24 protein-coding genes are annotated in these 12849 nt (G+C 69.2%); 21 read left to right on the plus strand and 3 right to left on the minus strand.

Going from position 1 to position 12849, the window contains the following annotated elements:
- Window positions 1–90: 90 nt before the first annotated feature.
- Complete coding sequence (locus HCK04_RS44120) at window positions 91–1392, plus strand: DEAD/DEAH box helicase (protein ID WP_205830052.1); 1302 nt, start codon at window positions 91–93, stop codon at window positions 1390–1392.
- 1 nt (window position 1393) lies between these two features.
- Here the strand turns inward: HCK04_RS44120 and HCK04_RS09385 are convergent, their stop codons facing one another.
- Window positions 1394–1543: a ribbon-helix-helix protein, CopG family gene (locus HCK04_RS09385; protein ID WP_142646786.1), complete on the minus strand. Its 150-nt coding sequence runs from the start codon at window positions 1541–1543 to the stop codon at window positions 1394–1396.
- 1 nt (window position 1544) lies between these two features.
- Window positions 1545–1754 carry a hypothetical protein gene (locus HCK04_RS09390; protein ID WP_142646787.1) on the minus strand — a complete coding sequence of 70 codons (210 nt, stop codon included), beginning with the start codon at window positions 1752–1754 and terminating at the stop codon, window positions 1545–1547.
- A 77-nt stretch (window positions 1755–1831) separates the two neighbouring features.
- On the opposite strand from HCK04_RS09390, the gene HCK04_RS09395 reads away from it, so the two are divergent.
- The 20 genes from HCK04_RS09395 to HCK04_RS09490 all read left to right on the plus strand — a co-directional run bounded on the left by HCK04_RS09395 (window position 1832) and on the right by HCK04_RS09490 (window position 12043).
- The gene (locus tag HCK04_RS09395; RefSeq protein ID WP_142646788.1) at window positions 1832–2824 is read left to right on the plus strand and encodes a DNA methyltransferase; all 993 of its coding nucleotides are present in this window, start codon (window positions 1832–1834) and stop codon (window positions 2822–2824) included.
- 66 nt (window positions 2825–2890) lie between these two features.
- Entirely contained in the window at window positions 2891–3925 is a 1035-nt protein-coding gene (locus tag HCK04_RS09400) for a hypothetical protein (protein ID WP_142646789.1), read from the plus strand.
- Window positions 3922–5175, plus strand: a complete 1254-nt coding sequence (locus HCK04_RS09405) for a DnaB-like helicase N-terminal domain-containing protein (protein ID WP_142646790.1) — start codon at window positions 3922–3924, stop codon at window positions 5173–5175. Before HCK04_RS09400 ends, HCK04_RS09405 begins: the two co-directional genes overlap by 4 nt.
- Before the next feature lie 32 nt (window positions 5176–5207).
- Entirely contained in the window at window positions 5208–5603 is a 396-nt protein-coding gene (locus HCK04_RS09410) for a hypothetical protein (protein WP_142646791.1), read from the plus strand.
- Complete coding sequence (locus HCK04_RS09415; protein WP_142646792.1) at window positions 5603–5890, plus strand: hypothetical protein; 288 nt, start codon at window positions 5603–5605, stop codon at window positions 5888–5890. The genes HCK04_RS09410 and HCK04_RS09415 overlap by 1 nt, the downstream gene beginning before the upstream one ends.
- A gap of 118 nt (window positions 5891–6008) precedes the next feature.
- A complete protein-coding gene (dcm, locus tag HCK04_RS09420; protein ID WP_142646793.1) occupies window positions 6009–7280 on the plus strand; it encodes a DNA (cytosine-5-)-methyltransferase in 1272 nt (423 codons plus the stop codon).
- Window positions 7277–7642 carry a hypothetical protein gene (locus tag HCK04_RS09425; RefSeq protein WP_142646794.1) on the plus strand — a complete coding sequence of 122 codons (366 nt, stop codon included), beginning with the start codon at window positions 7277–7279 and terminating at the stop codon, window positions 7640–7642. Before dcm ends, HCK04_RS09425 begins: the two co-directional genes overlap by 4 nt.
- Window positions 7643–7667: 25 nt before the next feature.
- Window positions 7668–8003 (plus strand): hypothetical protein, encoded by a 336-nt coding sequence (locus HCK04_RS40965; protein ID WP_205830101.1) that lies wholly within the window; start codon window positions 7668–7670, stop codon window positions 8001–8003.
- Window positions 7996–8196 carry a hypothetical protein gene (locus tag HCK04_RS09435; RefSeq protein ID WP_142646795.1) on the plus strand — a complete coding sequence of 67 codons (201 nt, stop codon included), beginning with the start codon at window positions 7996–7998 and terminating at the stop codon, window positions 8194–8196. The genes HCK04_RS40965 and HCK04_RS09435 overlap by 8 nt, the downstream gene beginning before the upstream one ends.
- Window positions 8189–8413 (plus strand): hypothetical protein, encoded by a 225-nt coding sequence (locus tag HCK04_RS09440; protein WP_142646796.1) that lies wholly within the window; start codon window positions 8189–8191, stop codon window positions 8411–8413. The genes HCK04_RS09435 and HCK04_RS09440 overlap by 8 nt, the downstream gene beginning before the upstream one ends.
- Window positions 8414–8519: 106 nt before the next feature.
- Entirely contained in the window at window positions 8520–9095 is a 576-nt protein-coding gene (locus HCK04_RS09445) for a hypothetical protein (protein WP_142646797.1), read from the plus strand.
- Window positions 9096–9144: 49 nt separating this feature from the next.
- Window positions 9145–9333, plus strand: a complete 189-nt coding sequence (locus HCK04_RS09450; protein ID WP_168065774.1) for a hypothetical protein — start codon at window positions 9145–9147, stop codon at window positions 9331–9333.
- Window positions 9330–9722: a hypothetical protein gene (locus HCK04_RS09455; protein WP_142646798.1), complete on the plus strand. Its 393-nt coding sequence runs from the start codon at window positions 9330–9332 to the stop codon at window positions 9720–9722. Before HCK04_RS09450 ends, HCK04_RS09455 begins: the two co-directional genes overlap by 4 nt.
- A complete protein-coding gene (locus HCK04_RS09460; RefSeq protein ID WP_142646799.1) occupies window positions 9722–9931 on the plus strand; it encodes a hypothetical protein in 210 nt (69 codons plus the stop codon). The genes HCK04_RS09455 and HCK04_RS09460 overlap by 1 nt, the downstream gene beginning before the upstream one ends.
- A gap of 164 nt (window positions 9932–10095) precedes the next feature.
- Window positions 10096–10794, plus strand: coding sequence for a hypothetical protein (locus HCK04_RS09465; protein WP_142646800.1), 699 nt, complete (start codon window positions 10096–10098; stop codon window positions 10792–10794).
- A complete protein-coding gene (locus tag HCK04_RS09470) occupies window positions 10791–11204 on the plus strand; it encodes a DUF6221 family protein (RefSeq protein ID WP_142646801.1) in 414 nt (137 codons plus the stop codon). Before HCK04_RS09465 ends, HCK04_RS09470 begins: the two co-directional genes overlap by 4 nt.
- Window positions 11201–11416 carry a hypothetical protein gene (locus tag HCK04_RS09475; protein WP_142646802.1) on the plus strand — a complete coding sequence of 72 codons (216 nt, stop codon included), beginning with the start codon at window positions 11201–11203 and terminating at the stop codon, window positions 11414–11416. Before HCK04_RS09470 ends, HCK04_RS09475 begins: the two co-directional genes overlap by 4 nt.
- Window positions 11413–11715 carry a hypothetical protein gene (locus tag HCK04_RS09480; RefSeq protein ID WP_142646803.1) on the plus strand — a complete coding sequence of 101 codons (303 nt, stop codon included), beginning with the start codon at window positions 11413–11415 and terminating at the stop codon, window positions 11713–11715. Before HCK04_RS09475 ends, HCK04_RS09480 begins: the two co-directional genes overlap by 4 nt.
- On the plus strand, window positions 11712–11861 hold the full coding sequence (locus HCK04_RS09485) for a hypothetical protein (protein ID WP_168065776.1): 150 nt from the start codon (window positions 11712–11714) through the stop codon (window positions 11859–11861). Before HCK04_RS09480 ends, HCK04_RS09485 begins: the two co-directional genes overlap by 4 nt.
- Window positions 11858–12043 carry a hypothetical protein gene (locus tag HCK04_RS09490; RefSeq protein ID WP_142646804.1) on the plus strand — a complete coding sequence of 62 codons (186 nt, stop codon included), beginning with the start codon at window positions 11858–11860 and terminating at the stop codon, window positions 12041–12043. Before HCK04_RS09485 ends, HCK04_RS09490 begins: the two co-directional genes overlap by 4 nt.
- Window positions 12044–12135: 92 nt before the next feature.
- Here HCK04_RS09490 and HCK04_RS09495 read toward each other — a convergent pair whose 3' ends face one another.
- The gene (locus HCK04_RS09495; RefSeq protein WP_142646805.1) at window positions 12136–12411 is read right to left on the minus strand and encodes a hypothetical protein; all 276 of its coding nucleotides are present in this window, start codon (window positions 12409–12411) and stop codon (window positions 12136–12138) included.
- Between the last annotated feature and the right edge of the window lie 438 nt (window positions 12412–12849).

Here is a 12849-nt window from a genome sequence, read left to right on the forward strand (position 1 = left end):
TTCATAATGTGCCCACTAGCCATGGTGCCCACATGCTGATGTGGGCTAGGATGGCAACCGTTCGACCACCTGTACGACAAGGGGATCAAGGTGACCACCGTCTACGCGGACTTCCTCACCCGGAAACAACGCTCCCACCGGCCCGCGGGCCCAACTGTCGACATCACCGACGTCCACCCGACACTGCACGAGTGGCAGCGCCGCATCGTCGCGTGGGCCGCGCGTACCGGGCGGGCCGCGATCTGGGCCGACACAGGCCTCGGGAAGACCTTCATGCAACTCGAATGGGCCCGCCTGTCCGCCGACCGGTCCCTTGTGGTGGCGCCGCTCGCGGTATGTCAGCAGACCGTGCGGGAGGCCACCAAACTCGGCATCACCGCCCACTATGTCCGCTCCGACACGGACGCGACCGGCCCGGGGGTGTGGGTCACCAACTACGAGATGACCCCGCACTTCGACCCGGCCGGGTTCGGCGCCGTCGTGCTGGACGAGTCGTCCATCCTCAAGGACTTCACCTCTAAGACCCGCGACCGGATGATCAGCGAGTTCGCCGGGGTGCCTCGCCGCCTCGCGTGCACGGCAACGCCGGCCCCGAACGACGTGGCCGAGCTCGCCAACCACGCTGAGTTCCTCGGCGCCGCCACCCGCCGGGAGATGCTGTCGACGTACTTCGTGCACGACCAGTCCGGGTGGCGGGCCAAGGGGCACGCCCGCGGGCCGATGTTCCGGTGGATGGCCTCATGGGCGATCGCGATCCGCCGGCCGTCTGACCTCGGTTACAGCGACGACGGGTATGACCTGCCCGGCCTTGAGATCGTGCCGCACCTGTTGCCTGTCGACGTCGTCCCCGATGGGCAGTTGTTCGCGACCGACCTGGGCGGGGTGGGTGGCAGGGCCAGGGTCCGCAAGGCCACCCTCGACGCCCGGTGTGCCCGCGCCGCGGAGCTGGTTGCCGCCGAACCCGACGAGCCGTGGGTGTTGTGGTGCGGCCTGAACGACGAAGCTGACCGCCTCGCAGAACTGATTCCAGGCGCGGTCAACGTCCACGGGTCCCTGACCCCGGAGGAGAAAGCCGAACACCTACTGGGCTTCGCCGATGGGCAGATCCGGTACCTCATCACCAAGCCCGGGATCGCCGCCTACGGCCTCAACTGGCAGCACTGCGCCCGCATGGCGTTCGTCGGCCTGTCCGACTCCTACGAGCAGTACTACCAGGCGATTCGCCGCTGCTACCGCTACGGGCAGACCCGGCCCGTCCACGCCCACATCGTGCTGTCCCAGCTCGAAGGGCAAATCGCATCCAACATCGCGCGCAAGGAAAACGAGGCCGCCGGCATCGTCGGCGGCCTCGTGTCCGAGATGCGGGCCTCCGCCACGTGGGGCGCCGCATGAACTACTTGGAAAGCCACTCGCGTAGCAGCTCGCGGATTACGGCGGACAGGGATCGGCCCTCGCTCGCGGCCTTGGCCTTGGCCGCCGCCCAAAGGTCGTCCTCGATGCTGATGTTGCGGACTGTGACGCCTTCGGCGCGCTTCCCTGGCATGTCAAGCCACCCATGCGGCGGGGCACAGCAGCGACCCGTTGGGGGCGTCCTTGGGGACGTCGGCGAAGCGGTGGCGAATCCACGGTTTGCCGCAGATCGTCAGGTGCTCGACCTCGGGGACCTGCACGGCGATCCGGCCGTCGCCGGCGTCCACGCCGCCGTTCCGGTTGATCCACGCCTGGTCGGTGGTCCGGATCACGAACTTGGCCATCTCGGTTCCCTCTCTTTCGGGTGTACCCACACCATAGCCGGGTGTACCTACACCGTCAACCCCTTCAGGAGTACCCCATGACCCTGGACATCGACGCCGGATACATCACCGACGACGCCACCGGCGACGGCTGGCGCCTCATGCTGGGCGACTCCTGCGAGCGCCTCGCCGAGATCGCCGACCACACCGTGGACCTGTCGGTGTGCTCCCCGCCGTTCGCCCAGCTCTACAACTACTCGCCCTCGCCGCGGGACCTGTCCAACTCCCGGGACCGGGGCGAGTTCTTCGAGCACTACAGCTTCATCATCCGCGAACAGCTCAGGGTCACCCGACCAGGCCGCCTGTCCATCGTCCACGTACAGCAGATCGCCCTGCAGAAGGCCCTGCACGGGGTGATCGGCCTGACCGACTTCCGCGGCGAGGTGATCCGCGCGCACGAAGAGGCAGGCTGGATCTTCCACGGCGAGGTCACCATCGACAAGGACCCGCAGGCGCAGGCCATCCGCACCAAGGCGCACGCCCTGATGTTCGTCACCAAGGACCGCGACGCCGCGGGTCTGCGGCCCGCCCTCGCCGACTACCTGCTGATGTTCCGCGCCCCTGGCGACAACCAGACGCCCGTTAAGACCGACGTGTCCAACGACGAGTGGATTCAGTGGGCTCGCCCGATCTGGCCCGGATGCGGCGACGTCGAGGCGATGCAGGCGATGGAGGACCTCGGGCTGATCCTGCCCCGCCCCGCCTGGTACGGCATCCGAGAGACGAACACCCTGAACACCAGGGTCGCCAAGGAAGACGCCGACGAGCGACACATCTGCCCCCTGCAACTCGACCTGATCGAACGGTGCGTCCGCCTGTGGTCGAGCCCCGGCGAGCTCGTGCTGTCTCCCTTCGCCGGCATCGGGTCCGAGGGCTACGTCTCCGTCATGCAGGGCCGTCGTTTCGTGGGGTGCGAGCTCAAGCCGTCGTACTGGCGGACCGCGGTGACCAACCTTCGGTTGGCGGAGCGGCAGGTGTCGACTCCGTCGCTGTTTGACGACGAGTTCGACCTGGCCAGCGGGGACCGCTGAGCCCCACCCCGCCCCTTACCAGCCGGGCCGTCCCCTTCAACGTCTGAACCATTTGGAGCACGCACCGTGGCCGGAAGCTTCGCCAAGATCTACAACCGGATCTGGGCAGACGCCGACTTCCGCTCGCTGACACGCAATCAGCAGTGGCTGTACTTCACGCTGATCAGTCAGCCGGAACTCACCTTCGCGGGCGTCGTCACCACGACGGATCGGCGTCTGACCGGCTGCGCTGTCGACTTCACCGCGCCCGAACTGAAGGCGGACCTCGCCGTGCTGCACGAGCGCCGCTACGTGGTGGTCGATCACGAGCACGACGAGATCCTTGTCCGCACATACATCAAGTGGGACGACGCCTGGAAGATCCCCAACGTCCTGAAGAGCATCATCCGGGACGCCTCGATGGTCAGGTCTCAGGCGATCCGGGCGACGCTCGCCGAGGAGTTCGCCCGGCTGCCGGTCGCTGGCCTATCTGGCAAGAAGGCCGACGAGATGCGGGAGTCGATCGGAAGGGTTATCGAAACCCTTAGGCCAATGGTTCCCGTAAGGGTTAGCCCAACCCTTCCCGGAACGGTTCCCGGAACCCCTGGCGAACCCTTGGCGGAACCCTTCCAGCAACCCTCGGGCGAACCCATAGGCCAACCCTCCGTTGTTGTTGCTGTTGTAGGTGAAGAAGTTAAAGACCGTACTTCGGTAGAACCCGGCAACGATCCCGCCGCCCCGGCTGAGGCCGACGCCTCCGGCGACGGAGTCTTGATCCACCTCGAAGCCGCCCAGAAGAAACCCACCTTCCAGCCCGGCAGCGACCAGGACCCCGCCTTCGTCGCGTTCTGGAAGGCCTACCCCCGCAAGGTCGACAAGGGCCACGCCCGCGCCGCCTGGGTCAAAGCCGTCAAGCGCGCCGACCCGCAGGCGATCGTCGCCGCGGCTGAGCGGTTCCGGGACAACCCGATGCGGCAGGCCCGGGGCATCGAGTACACCCCGCACCCCACGACGTGGCTAAACGGGGAGCGCTGGAACGACGAGACCGCCACGAGCAATGACGACCACTGGCGGTGGGACGCCGTGCAGGAGGTCGCACCGAGGGAGTTCAACCACCGATGACCGACGACTTCCGGGCCCTGCCGCACGACATCGAGGCCGAACAGTGCGTCCTCGGCGCGTGCCTGATCTCGCCGAACGCCGTAGCTGTCGCCCTCGGGCACCTCGGCGCCGACGACTTCTACCGCCCCGTCCACCAGGAAATCTTCATCGCGATCGCGGATCTGCGCCGCCGCGGCGAACCGATCGACGTCGTGTCGGTGCGCGCCGAGCTGGAGCGCATCGGCAAGCTCGACCCGGCCGGCAAGAAAGCGATGCTCCTGCACGACCTGTCGGCCGTGGTGCCGACCGCTGCCAACGCCGGGTTCTACGTCAACCGCGTCCGGATGCTCGGGTCGAAGCGGCTCGCCGCGCTGGAATTCTCCCGCCTGGGCGAGATGGCCTACGAGGCGGACACCACCCCCGAGGACCTGGTCCAGGCCGCCGAGGATTCCCTGAGCTTGCTCCGCCGCACTGGCGACGACGGCGAGGTGGCCGGGCTGTCCACGATGGGCTCGTTCGTGGACGAGACCGACGAAGACCACGACTGGCTGATCCCCGGCGTGCTGGAGCGGATGGACCGCGTGATCGTCGTAGCGTCCGAAGGCGCTGGGAAGACCACGTGGGCGCGACAGATCACCGTGATGGGCGCCGCCGGGCTGCACCCGTTCTCGTGGGGCACCCGCATCCCCCCGTTCCGGACGCTGTACCTCGACCTGGAGAACCCGCCCGCCCTGATCCGCCGCAAGGCCCGCCACCTCGTGAGCCTCGGCCGGAACGCCGCCGGATGGGACGACGACCGCTGCTGGCGCTGGACCATCCCAGGCGGGATCGACCTGCGCAAACCGCACGACCAGTACCTCGTGGACCGCGTCATCGAGCAGGTCCGCCCGGACTTCGTGGCGATGGGCCCGCTGTACAAGGCGTTCCTCGAATCGGGGGAGAAGGCCGAGACGATCAACGGGCAGGTCGCCCGCGTCCTCGACGGGTTCCGGCAGCGACACGGCGTCGCCCTGTGGCTGGAGACTCACGCCCCGATGGAGCAGTCCGGGCAGCGGTCTCTCCGCCCTCTCGGGTCCGGTGTGTGGCAGCGCTGGCCCGAGTTCGGCCTGGCCCTCCGCAAAGACCCGAACAACCCAACCCAGGTGTTCGTCGAGCGGTTCCGAGGCGACCGCGACGAACGCGCCTGGCCCCACCGCTTGCAGCGCTCCTCCCCGTGGCCGTGGCAGGCCGTCTGGGACGGCGGCTTCCCCGTCGAGGAAGCCAGCGCCTAACCCCCCATCCCCCCCTCTCCGAAGGAGTCCCCATGACCGAGGAAAAGCTTGAAGTGATCTGCGACGCCTGCCGCCGGCCGATCGAGGACGGCGACGGGTTCCTGTACGTGGAACTCGCCAAGGTGCGGGACCTGTGGTCCGCGCAGCCCGACCCCGACGCCCAGGTGCTGTCGATCGAGTCGTTGATGGGCCGCCCCGTCCGCCCGACGTGGCAGGCCCGGCACACCGCGTGCGCCCCGGACGACGGCGGCGCCTCGTACGACGTGCCGGTTGCTCAGGTCCGCACCTGGCCCGGCCTCGCCGCGACCACGGCCCGCCTGATGGGCAAGTCGTGGCTTCAGCACACGGACTGGGACGCCCTGTTGGAGGGCGCTGCGTCTGCTGGTGGTTCCCGGGTGTCTCGTACCTCCCTCCGGGAGGCGTCCTAATGACCGCGCGACCCGACCAGCCCGTGCAGGTGGTCATGCCCGCCGCACTGCTGCCCCGCCTCGTTGAGCCGCTCGCCATGCTCGGCATGCGCGTCTACCAGCTCCCGACGAAGGACGGCCCGACGCTGATGATCGCGGCTGACCTGTCGGAGCTACGCGACCCGGACGCCCCGGCGTCTCTGACGACCGAGGACGTGCTCGAAGCGTGGTCGTTCGCCGTCGACTCCCTTGTTGAGGCCGCCGCTGAGGCGAAGCGACCGAAGACCCGGAAGCGGAGGGCGGCATGAACGTCTGCCCGAACCCCGAGTGCCTTGGTGTGTTCCCTCCTGCTGCTCCTGGTGAGTGGGTGTGCCGGTGCGGCTCCGGGTGGGCTGCGGACGCGGGCGCACACGAGGCGGTGGCGGCATGACCCTGCGCATCGGCAGCATCTGCACCGGCTACGGCGGCCTGGACATGGCCGTCCACCAGGTGTGCGGCGGCGAACTCGCCTGGGTCGCCGACATCGACCCCGGCGCGAACCAGATCCTCGCCCACCGCTACCCGCACCTGCCCAACCTGGGCGACATCACCACCGTCGACTGGTCGCAGGTCGAACCGGTCGACATCTTCACCGGGGGTTTCCCCTGCCAGCCCGTGTCTGCGGCCGGCCAGCGAAAGGGCGTCACCGATGACCGATGGCTCTTCGACGACATCTGCTCGGCTCTTGGCCGAATGGTCACACGCCCCCGGCTGCTCGTGTTCGAAAACGTCCTTGGGCTGCTGTCTGCAAACGGCGGGGACGCTATGGCCCGTGTCATTCAGGGACTGGCCGCGCTCGGCTACGTGGGGTCCTGGCGGACTGTACGAGCTTCCGACGCAGGCGCCCCCCACCGCCGGGAGCGGGTGTTCATCGTCGCTTGGCTCGCCGACGCCACGGGCGACGGACACGAACGGGGCGGGCGCGCATGGGACGGGCGGCCCGGATCTGCGGACGGCGGTCACGCTGTTGCCGACGCCACGGGCGACGGACACGAACGGGGCGGGCGCGCATGGGACGGGCGGCCCGGATCTGCGGACGGCGGTCACGCTGTTGCCGACGCCACGGGCGACGGACGGTACGAAGGGGGGGCCGAACCAACGAGGCTCGTCAGGCGACCTGATGCTGCCCTCAGCGGTGATGGCGTTCCTGCCGACGCCGGCGGCCGGGAACTTCAACGACGGGGAGAGCCTGTCGAACTGGGAGACCCGGAGGGAGACGCAGAAGGCTCGGGGGATCAACGGCAACGGGATGGGCATGCCGCTGGGCATCGCGGTGCAGAAGCTGCTTCCGACGCCGAGAGCCTCGGACACGGGGACGCCGGGCCGACGGGCGACAGATGGCTTCCGGCCGCCGCTGTCGCAGGTGATCTTCCGGGAGACGTCAACTGGGGACAGTACGAGCCCGCGATCCGCCGATGGGAGCAGCTCACCGGCCGCCCCGTCCCTCGACCCACCGAGCCCGGACGCAACGGCGAGCGCCTGAGCCCGCGCTTCGTCGAGTGGATGCAAGGCCTGCCCGCCGGCTGGGTGACGGACGTCCCCGGCTTGGCGCGTAATGCGCAGCTCAAGGCTCTCGGTAACGGGGTCGTGCCAGCCCAGGCGGCGTACGCCCTTCGCCTGCTGCTGGCCCGCGCCGGCGTTTCGGGGGTGGCGGCGTGAACCCGATCGATTTCGCTGCCCGGGTGTTGCGTGACATGCACGGCGACCGGCAGGCCGACCCGGGGCCGGTGGCGGAGCTGGCCTCGGAGGCGCGTGAGGTGGCGCCGACCTCGTACCGGCCGGATCCCGCCCTTGTGACCGCGTTCGAGTCCGGGTTCCGCGCGAGGGCTGCGGACGAGGCGATCGTGCTGGAGCGGCTGGCGGTGGAGACCGCCCGGGTCGGCCCGTGGGAGGCCGCCCGGACCCTGTTCGCCCCCAACACCCCGTGCGCGGGGCTGTACGCCACGCAGACGCCCGCAAGTGCCCCCTCTCATGTCTCGGTATCCCCGGAACCGCAGAAGCCAGCTCAGCCCCTCCCGTAACCCAACCCGCGAAGGAGACCAACCGATGACCACGGCTACACGGTTCCGGAAGAAGCCCGTAGAGATCACCGCCGCCCAATGGTTCAAGAACGGCGACCACCCCGAGGACAGATCCTCCGGCATCGAAGAGGGCCTCGTCGTGCGCTACTTCCGCAGCCCCGACCTGCCAGGCACCGCGATGTGCCGCCACTGCTGGAACCAGATGCACGACCATGGCTGGATCGACACCCTCGAAGGCGGTCACATCGTCTGCCCCGGCGACTGGATCGTGACCGGCGTCAACGGCGAGCGCTACCCGGTCAAGCCGGACATCTTCGAGCAGACCTACGAGCCCGCCGAGGCGGAGCACGCCGATGCCTGACCGCGTGTACTTCCACGCCAAGCGCCTGTGCCGCGTCGCGGTGTGGCCGAACCAGCGGCGGAAGGACCTGCCCGAGCCGCGGCCCCACCTGACCCGTCTGCGCCCGTACCCGCCCCGCAACGTCCTCGTGGAGTACGAGGACGGCACCCGTGTGGTGCGCCCGTTCCGTGGCCTGAGGAGAACCGATGCCTGACGTGAAGCCCGGCCAGATCTGGGCCGACAACGACAAACGATCCAGCGGGCGGAAGGTCCGCGTGATCGCGGTAGGGGAGACCCACGCGACCGTCGAGCAGGTCGTCACCGGACGCACCACGCGGCAGCCCCGGCAGTCGCGGATCCGCTTGGACCGGTTTCGCCCGACCTCGACGGGCTACCGGCTGGTGTCCGAGGGGGAGGCCCGCGATGCCTGAGCTTCCGGCGGAAGCCGTCCAAGCCGCCGCCAATGCGGCACTCGCGGCCCGGACCGTCCGTGAGACGTCCGCTGCGGGGGTGGGGTCGCCCACCTCTTGCCCCTCAGTGGCCCCAGAATCCACGCAGAGCCCGGAAAGCACGTCGGTCGCTCCCGTTTATCCTCCCGCCACCGTCAACCCCGCAGAAACGCTCTCAGCGCTTCGCGACCGGTACGCCCGCGCCATCGCCCGCCGTGCCGGGTCCCAAGCGTTCGACCACACCGACCGGGCCTGGGACGACCTCCGCAACCGGTGGCTGACCTACGCCGACGCCGTGCTGGCCGTCCGTGACGACGAGCTGGCCCGTGCGCTCCGCATCGCGGACTACCACGCCGGCCAACACCAGCAAGCAGCGCACGCCATCGCCCGTGTGCACCAGGTGTGCCGTCAAGCCCTCGCCACCCCGGACGCCCCTGACCGGTGGGCGGTCGCCGCTCAGGTCCGCGCAGCGTTGGAAGGCCCCGAACCCCAGACCGGGGCGGGTGCCGTCTCCGAGGAGCAGCCGCACGCCGAGCCGTCCCACTGGGGACCGGACCCGGGGCATAGCGGCCTGACCAGACACACGGGGGCCCCGGAGGACTGTCCCGGCCCTGACTGCGGCCCAAGTGCCTCCGAGGAGCAGACAGGAGGCGGCAATGGCTGACCCGCCCACGAAAGATGCCTGCCGTAGCTGCCGCCGCCCCATCCACTGGGTGGACGGCATCGGCTGGCTTCACGGCGAACTCCCGCAGTACGCCAACCAACCGATCACCTGCGGCTACGCCCACCCGGTGTCCTGCACCTGGCATCGGCAGGGCGAATGCCCGAAGGGCTACGACGCAGTTGACCAGTCCGGGGGCGGCTTCCCGCCCGCTTCCACCACCGAGGAGACCGGCCGATGATCCGTGAAGACCGCTTCCTGATCTCCCGCCGCCCGTACGCCGTGGACCTGTCCAGCCTCCGCACCAGCACGAACGAGTACGAGGGCGGGCGCAAGTCCTACAACTGCTACCTCGACGCCGTCTGGTACCGCCGCCGCAAGGGCGTCACCGTCGCCTGCGTCGGCACCCTGTGGGACATCCAACGCGAGCACCCCGCCGACGCCACCGAGTTCCTGAGTAGGCACGACGACGGCCGGTACGGAGGCGACTGCAAAGGCCGCTGGGACGGCGACACCTACTGGGGAGCCGGAGCACCCAGCGTCATCGAACAGCACCTCGCGCTGCTTCGCCCCATGCTCGCCAGCTACCCGGTCATCCCTGACGGCTACGACGGCTGGTGGCGGTTCTGATGCCCGACCTCACCAGCAACATGCTCGGTGATGTGACGACCCTCATCACCCTGCTGGAAGACAAGCAGCGGGCCGTCACCGACGAGGAGAAAGCCGCCTCCGGGCTCGCCCTGGAAACCGAGCTTGCTCTGCAGCAGGCCGCGTCAACCGAGCGGGCGCGTAGGCGTTGCTGGGACATGATTCGCCGTCTCGCCGATGGGCCGGACTGATGTGCCGCAATGTCCGTTTTTCGGGTTGCGACCTGCATCGATGTGGCACCCATACCCGCCAGTAACCCCGTGCGGCTCCCCCTGGTTGCACCTCCGGGGGAGCCGCCCACCCACCGCCCCTCAGCGTCGGGTCACCAGCACGGTACAACCCGAGGAGACCCGGCATGCCCCGAAACACCGCCACCGCCGTCTGCCAGGCCACCCACTCCCGCGACCCCGACAGGCCCCGCCCCGCCGCTGACGGGAGGAACCTCTGCTACGGCTGCATCACCGGCGTCACCCGCAACCTCACCGACCTGCCGTGGCTGCATGCCGAGGTGGAGGCGTCCATGCCCACCCAACGCCCCACCGGGACCGCCCCCGTGTCCGGTACCCGCGAGCGTGGCCTGCCCGTCAACCTCACCGCCGGCGAACTCGCCTCGCAGGTCGCCTACGACTTGGGGGTGTTCGCCACGTGGGTCGCCTCGGATCGTGGGCTGCTCGCACCCGCCGACCCTCGGGTGCCCGGCTTGTGCTCGTGGTTGACCCCGCATGTGGACTGGTTGGCCGCCTCCGAGTACGCGGCTGAGGTGCGGGACGTCCTCACCGAACTCGTGGGCCGCGCCTACAGGGTCATCGACCCCGGACGGCGTCCCGTCGAGTTGGGGCTGTGCGTCGAACAGTTCACCGACGGGCAGGTGTGCGAGGGCCGGTTGTGGGCGGCGGTCCGGGACATGGACGACCCCCGACCGTCCCGCATCTGGTGCTCCGGCTGTGACCTCGTGTTGACGCCTGAGCAGTGGTTCAGGTTCGGGAAGAAATACCAGCAGAGGGCGGCGGAAATCGCCCGTGACCAGCAGAAATGCGAGAGAATAGCATCATGACCGAGCACCCCCTGACCGCCTTCCTGCGAGCCCGCTACGACGAGCGCGAGCAGGCGGCCCGCGCCGCCAAGCCGGGGGTGAACCCCCTGCGCGGCGAGTGGTCCTTCGCCGACATGCAGGTTCGCGACGACGCGGGCCGCCTTGTGGTTAAGCACACATGGCCGAACGAGGGCGAACACATTGCCCTGAACGATCCCGCCTTCGTGCTCGCGGACGTCGACTCGAAGCGGAAGATCCTCGACGCGCACCACCCCATGGAGCCCGCCAGAGGGCGAGGACAGGATCCCCTCTGCGCGGAGTGCTCACACGGGCCTGACGAGTACTACACCGTGGACTATCCGTGCCTGACGGTGCGCCTGCTCGCCGAGCCGTTCGCCTCGCATCCGGACTACCCGAAGGACCCCGCATGAAGGAACAGCGCAGCCCCCGCAACATCGTCATCACCGTCTCCGACTCGCCTCGGGTGGAGCCGAGCGTGCCGCCGCCAGGAAAGCCGCGCGTGATGGTGATGGTGGTCAGTCGCAAAGACCGGGACTGGATCGACGAGGTGCGCGCCCGTTCGATTGACCTCGCGTACGCCCGTGGACATATCACCCGCGCATGCACGAAGGATCAGCCGTGACCGCGACCCTCGAACCGATCTGGGTCGGCGACGTCCACGAGACCTGGCCGCCCCCGAACCTGTCCGAGGTGCTGGGCTGGGCGCGCTCACAGGGCATCAACCCGAACGAGACCTACCGCATCGAGGTCTACCTCCTGGACTGCCCCTTCGCCCGCGTCTACGAGTACGACCTCGACGAGAACGGCACACGCTTCTGCTGGGTCGAGCACGACCACCTCGACGACCGCTGCGACGTGGCCAAGCGGAAGCCGTTCGACGTCCCGCTCACCCGCCTGCCGCCCGTCACACTGGACTCGTGATCGCTTCACCCCCGCCGTTGTCCGCCGACACGCACCGCACCCTCGGCGGCTGGTGGGTCATCCCGCACATCCTGCCGGTGTGGGTGCCTGACCGGGCGCTCACCCTGACCGTACGAGAGTGGCTGAACCTACCGGAGGAACCATGAGCCTCGACGACGGCATGGCCACCGCACCTGACCTGGCCCGCATGTACGGCGTCCCTATCGGCACCATCTACCGGTGGGCCAGCATCGACGGGTGGGAACGCACCAGCCCGCGCCACCGCCCCGTCCGCTACCGTAGGGGCGATGCGGACAAGTCGTACTTCGACCGCCGCGCGTCGGCTTGACACCGTGACCTGGGGCGAAGCAGACTAATGCGAAGCTAGATCACGTATCGGCCCGGCCCAAACCGCCGGGCCTTCGTCATTCCCGGGGGCGGTCAGTCCTCGACCCCGACCACAAGCCATTCCCCGGCCTGCTCGGTGAGCTCAACCACGGCGTCCCGTCGTGCGCCTCGCGCCCGCACCCGCCAATGGCGGACGGTCAACTCCCCGATGGCCTTGCCCCGGTTCTCGTCCACCCACCACGGCGCCTGTTCCTCCCAGTGCGGGCCCAGCACCTCCACCACCAGGTAGGTGCGCCCCCACGCCTGGATCCGCACCGGTGACCCCGACTGGTCGACCTCCACCCGGGCGGGTTCGTCATAGCGGCGCACCCGCCAAGTATCGAGGGGCAGGAGGGTGCGGTGCCCTGCCTCCGCCACAAGTGGATCGCCATCGAGGTCATCGGCCGGGTCGTCACCTACCGCTGCGCCAAGTGCGGCACGACGAAGACCCGCGTCCGCTGAACAACGGGGGCGTCTGAACACCCCCGGCCCCTTCAACAATCCGGGGCCCCCGCATCCATGGGGTGGGCATCAACCAGGGGTGCCACCACGCGGGGGACACCGGCCGGCGAGAGGCCCCAGCCCCCAGCCCTGCACCTCCATGCAGAGCAGCACGCCCGCGCATACCCGGCCAACACCGGGCACACACCGCCTCACTGCAACGTGACCACGCGCTCGCGCACCCGATGCGTCCCCTACAGGCCACGCCACCCCACGCCTCAGCTATCAGCCTGTGAGAGGCCACAGCCCACCAGGAGCATGCATGGG

The organism is Microbispora sp. CL1-1 (assembly GCF_012034195.1).
GTDB lineage: Bacteria > Actinomycetota > Actinomycetes > Streptosporangiales > Streptosporangiaceae > Microbispora.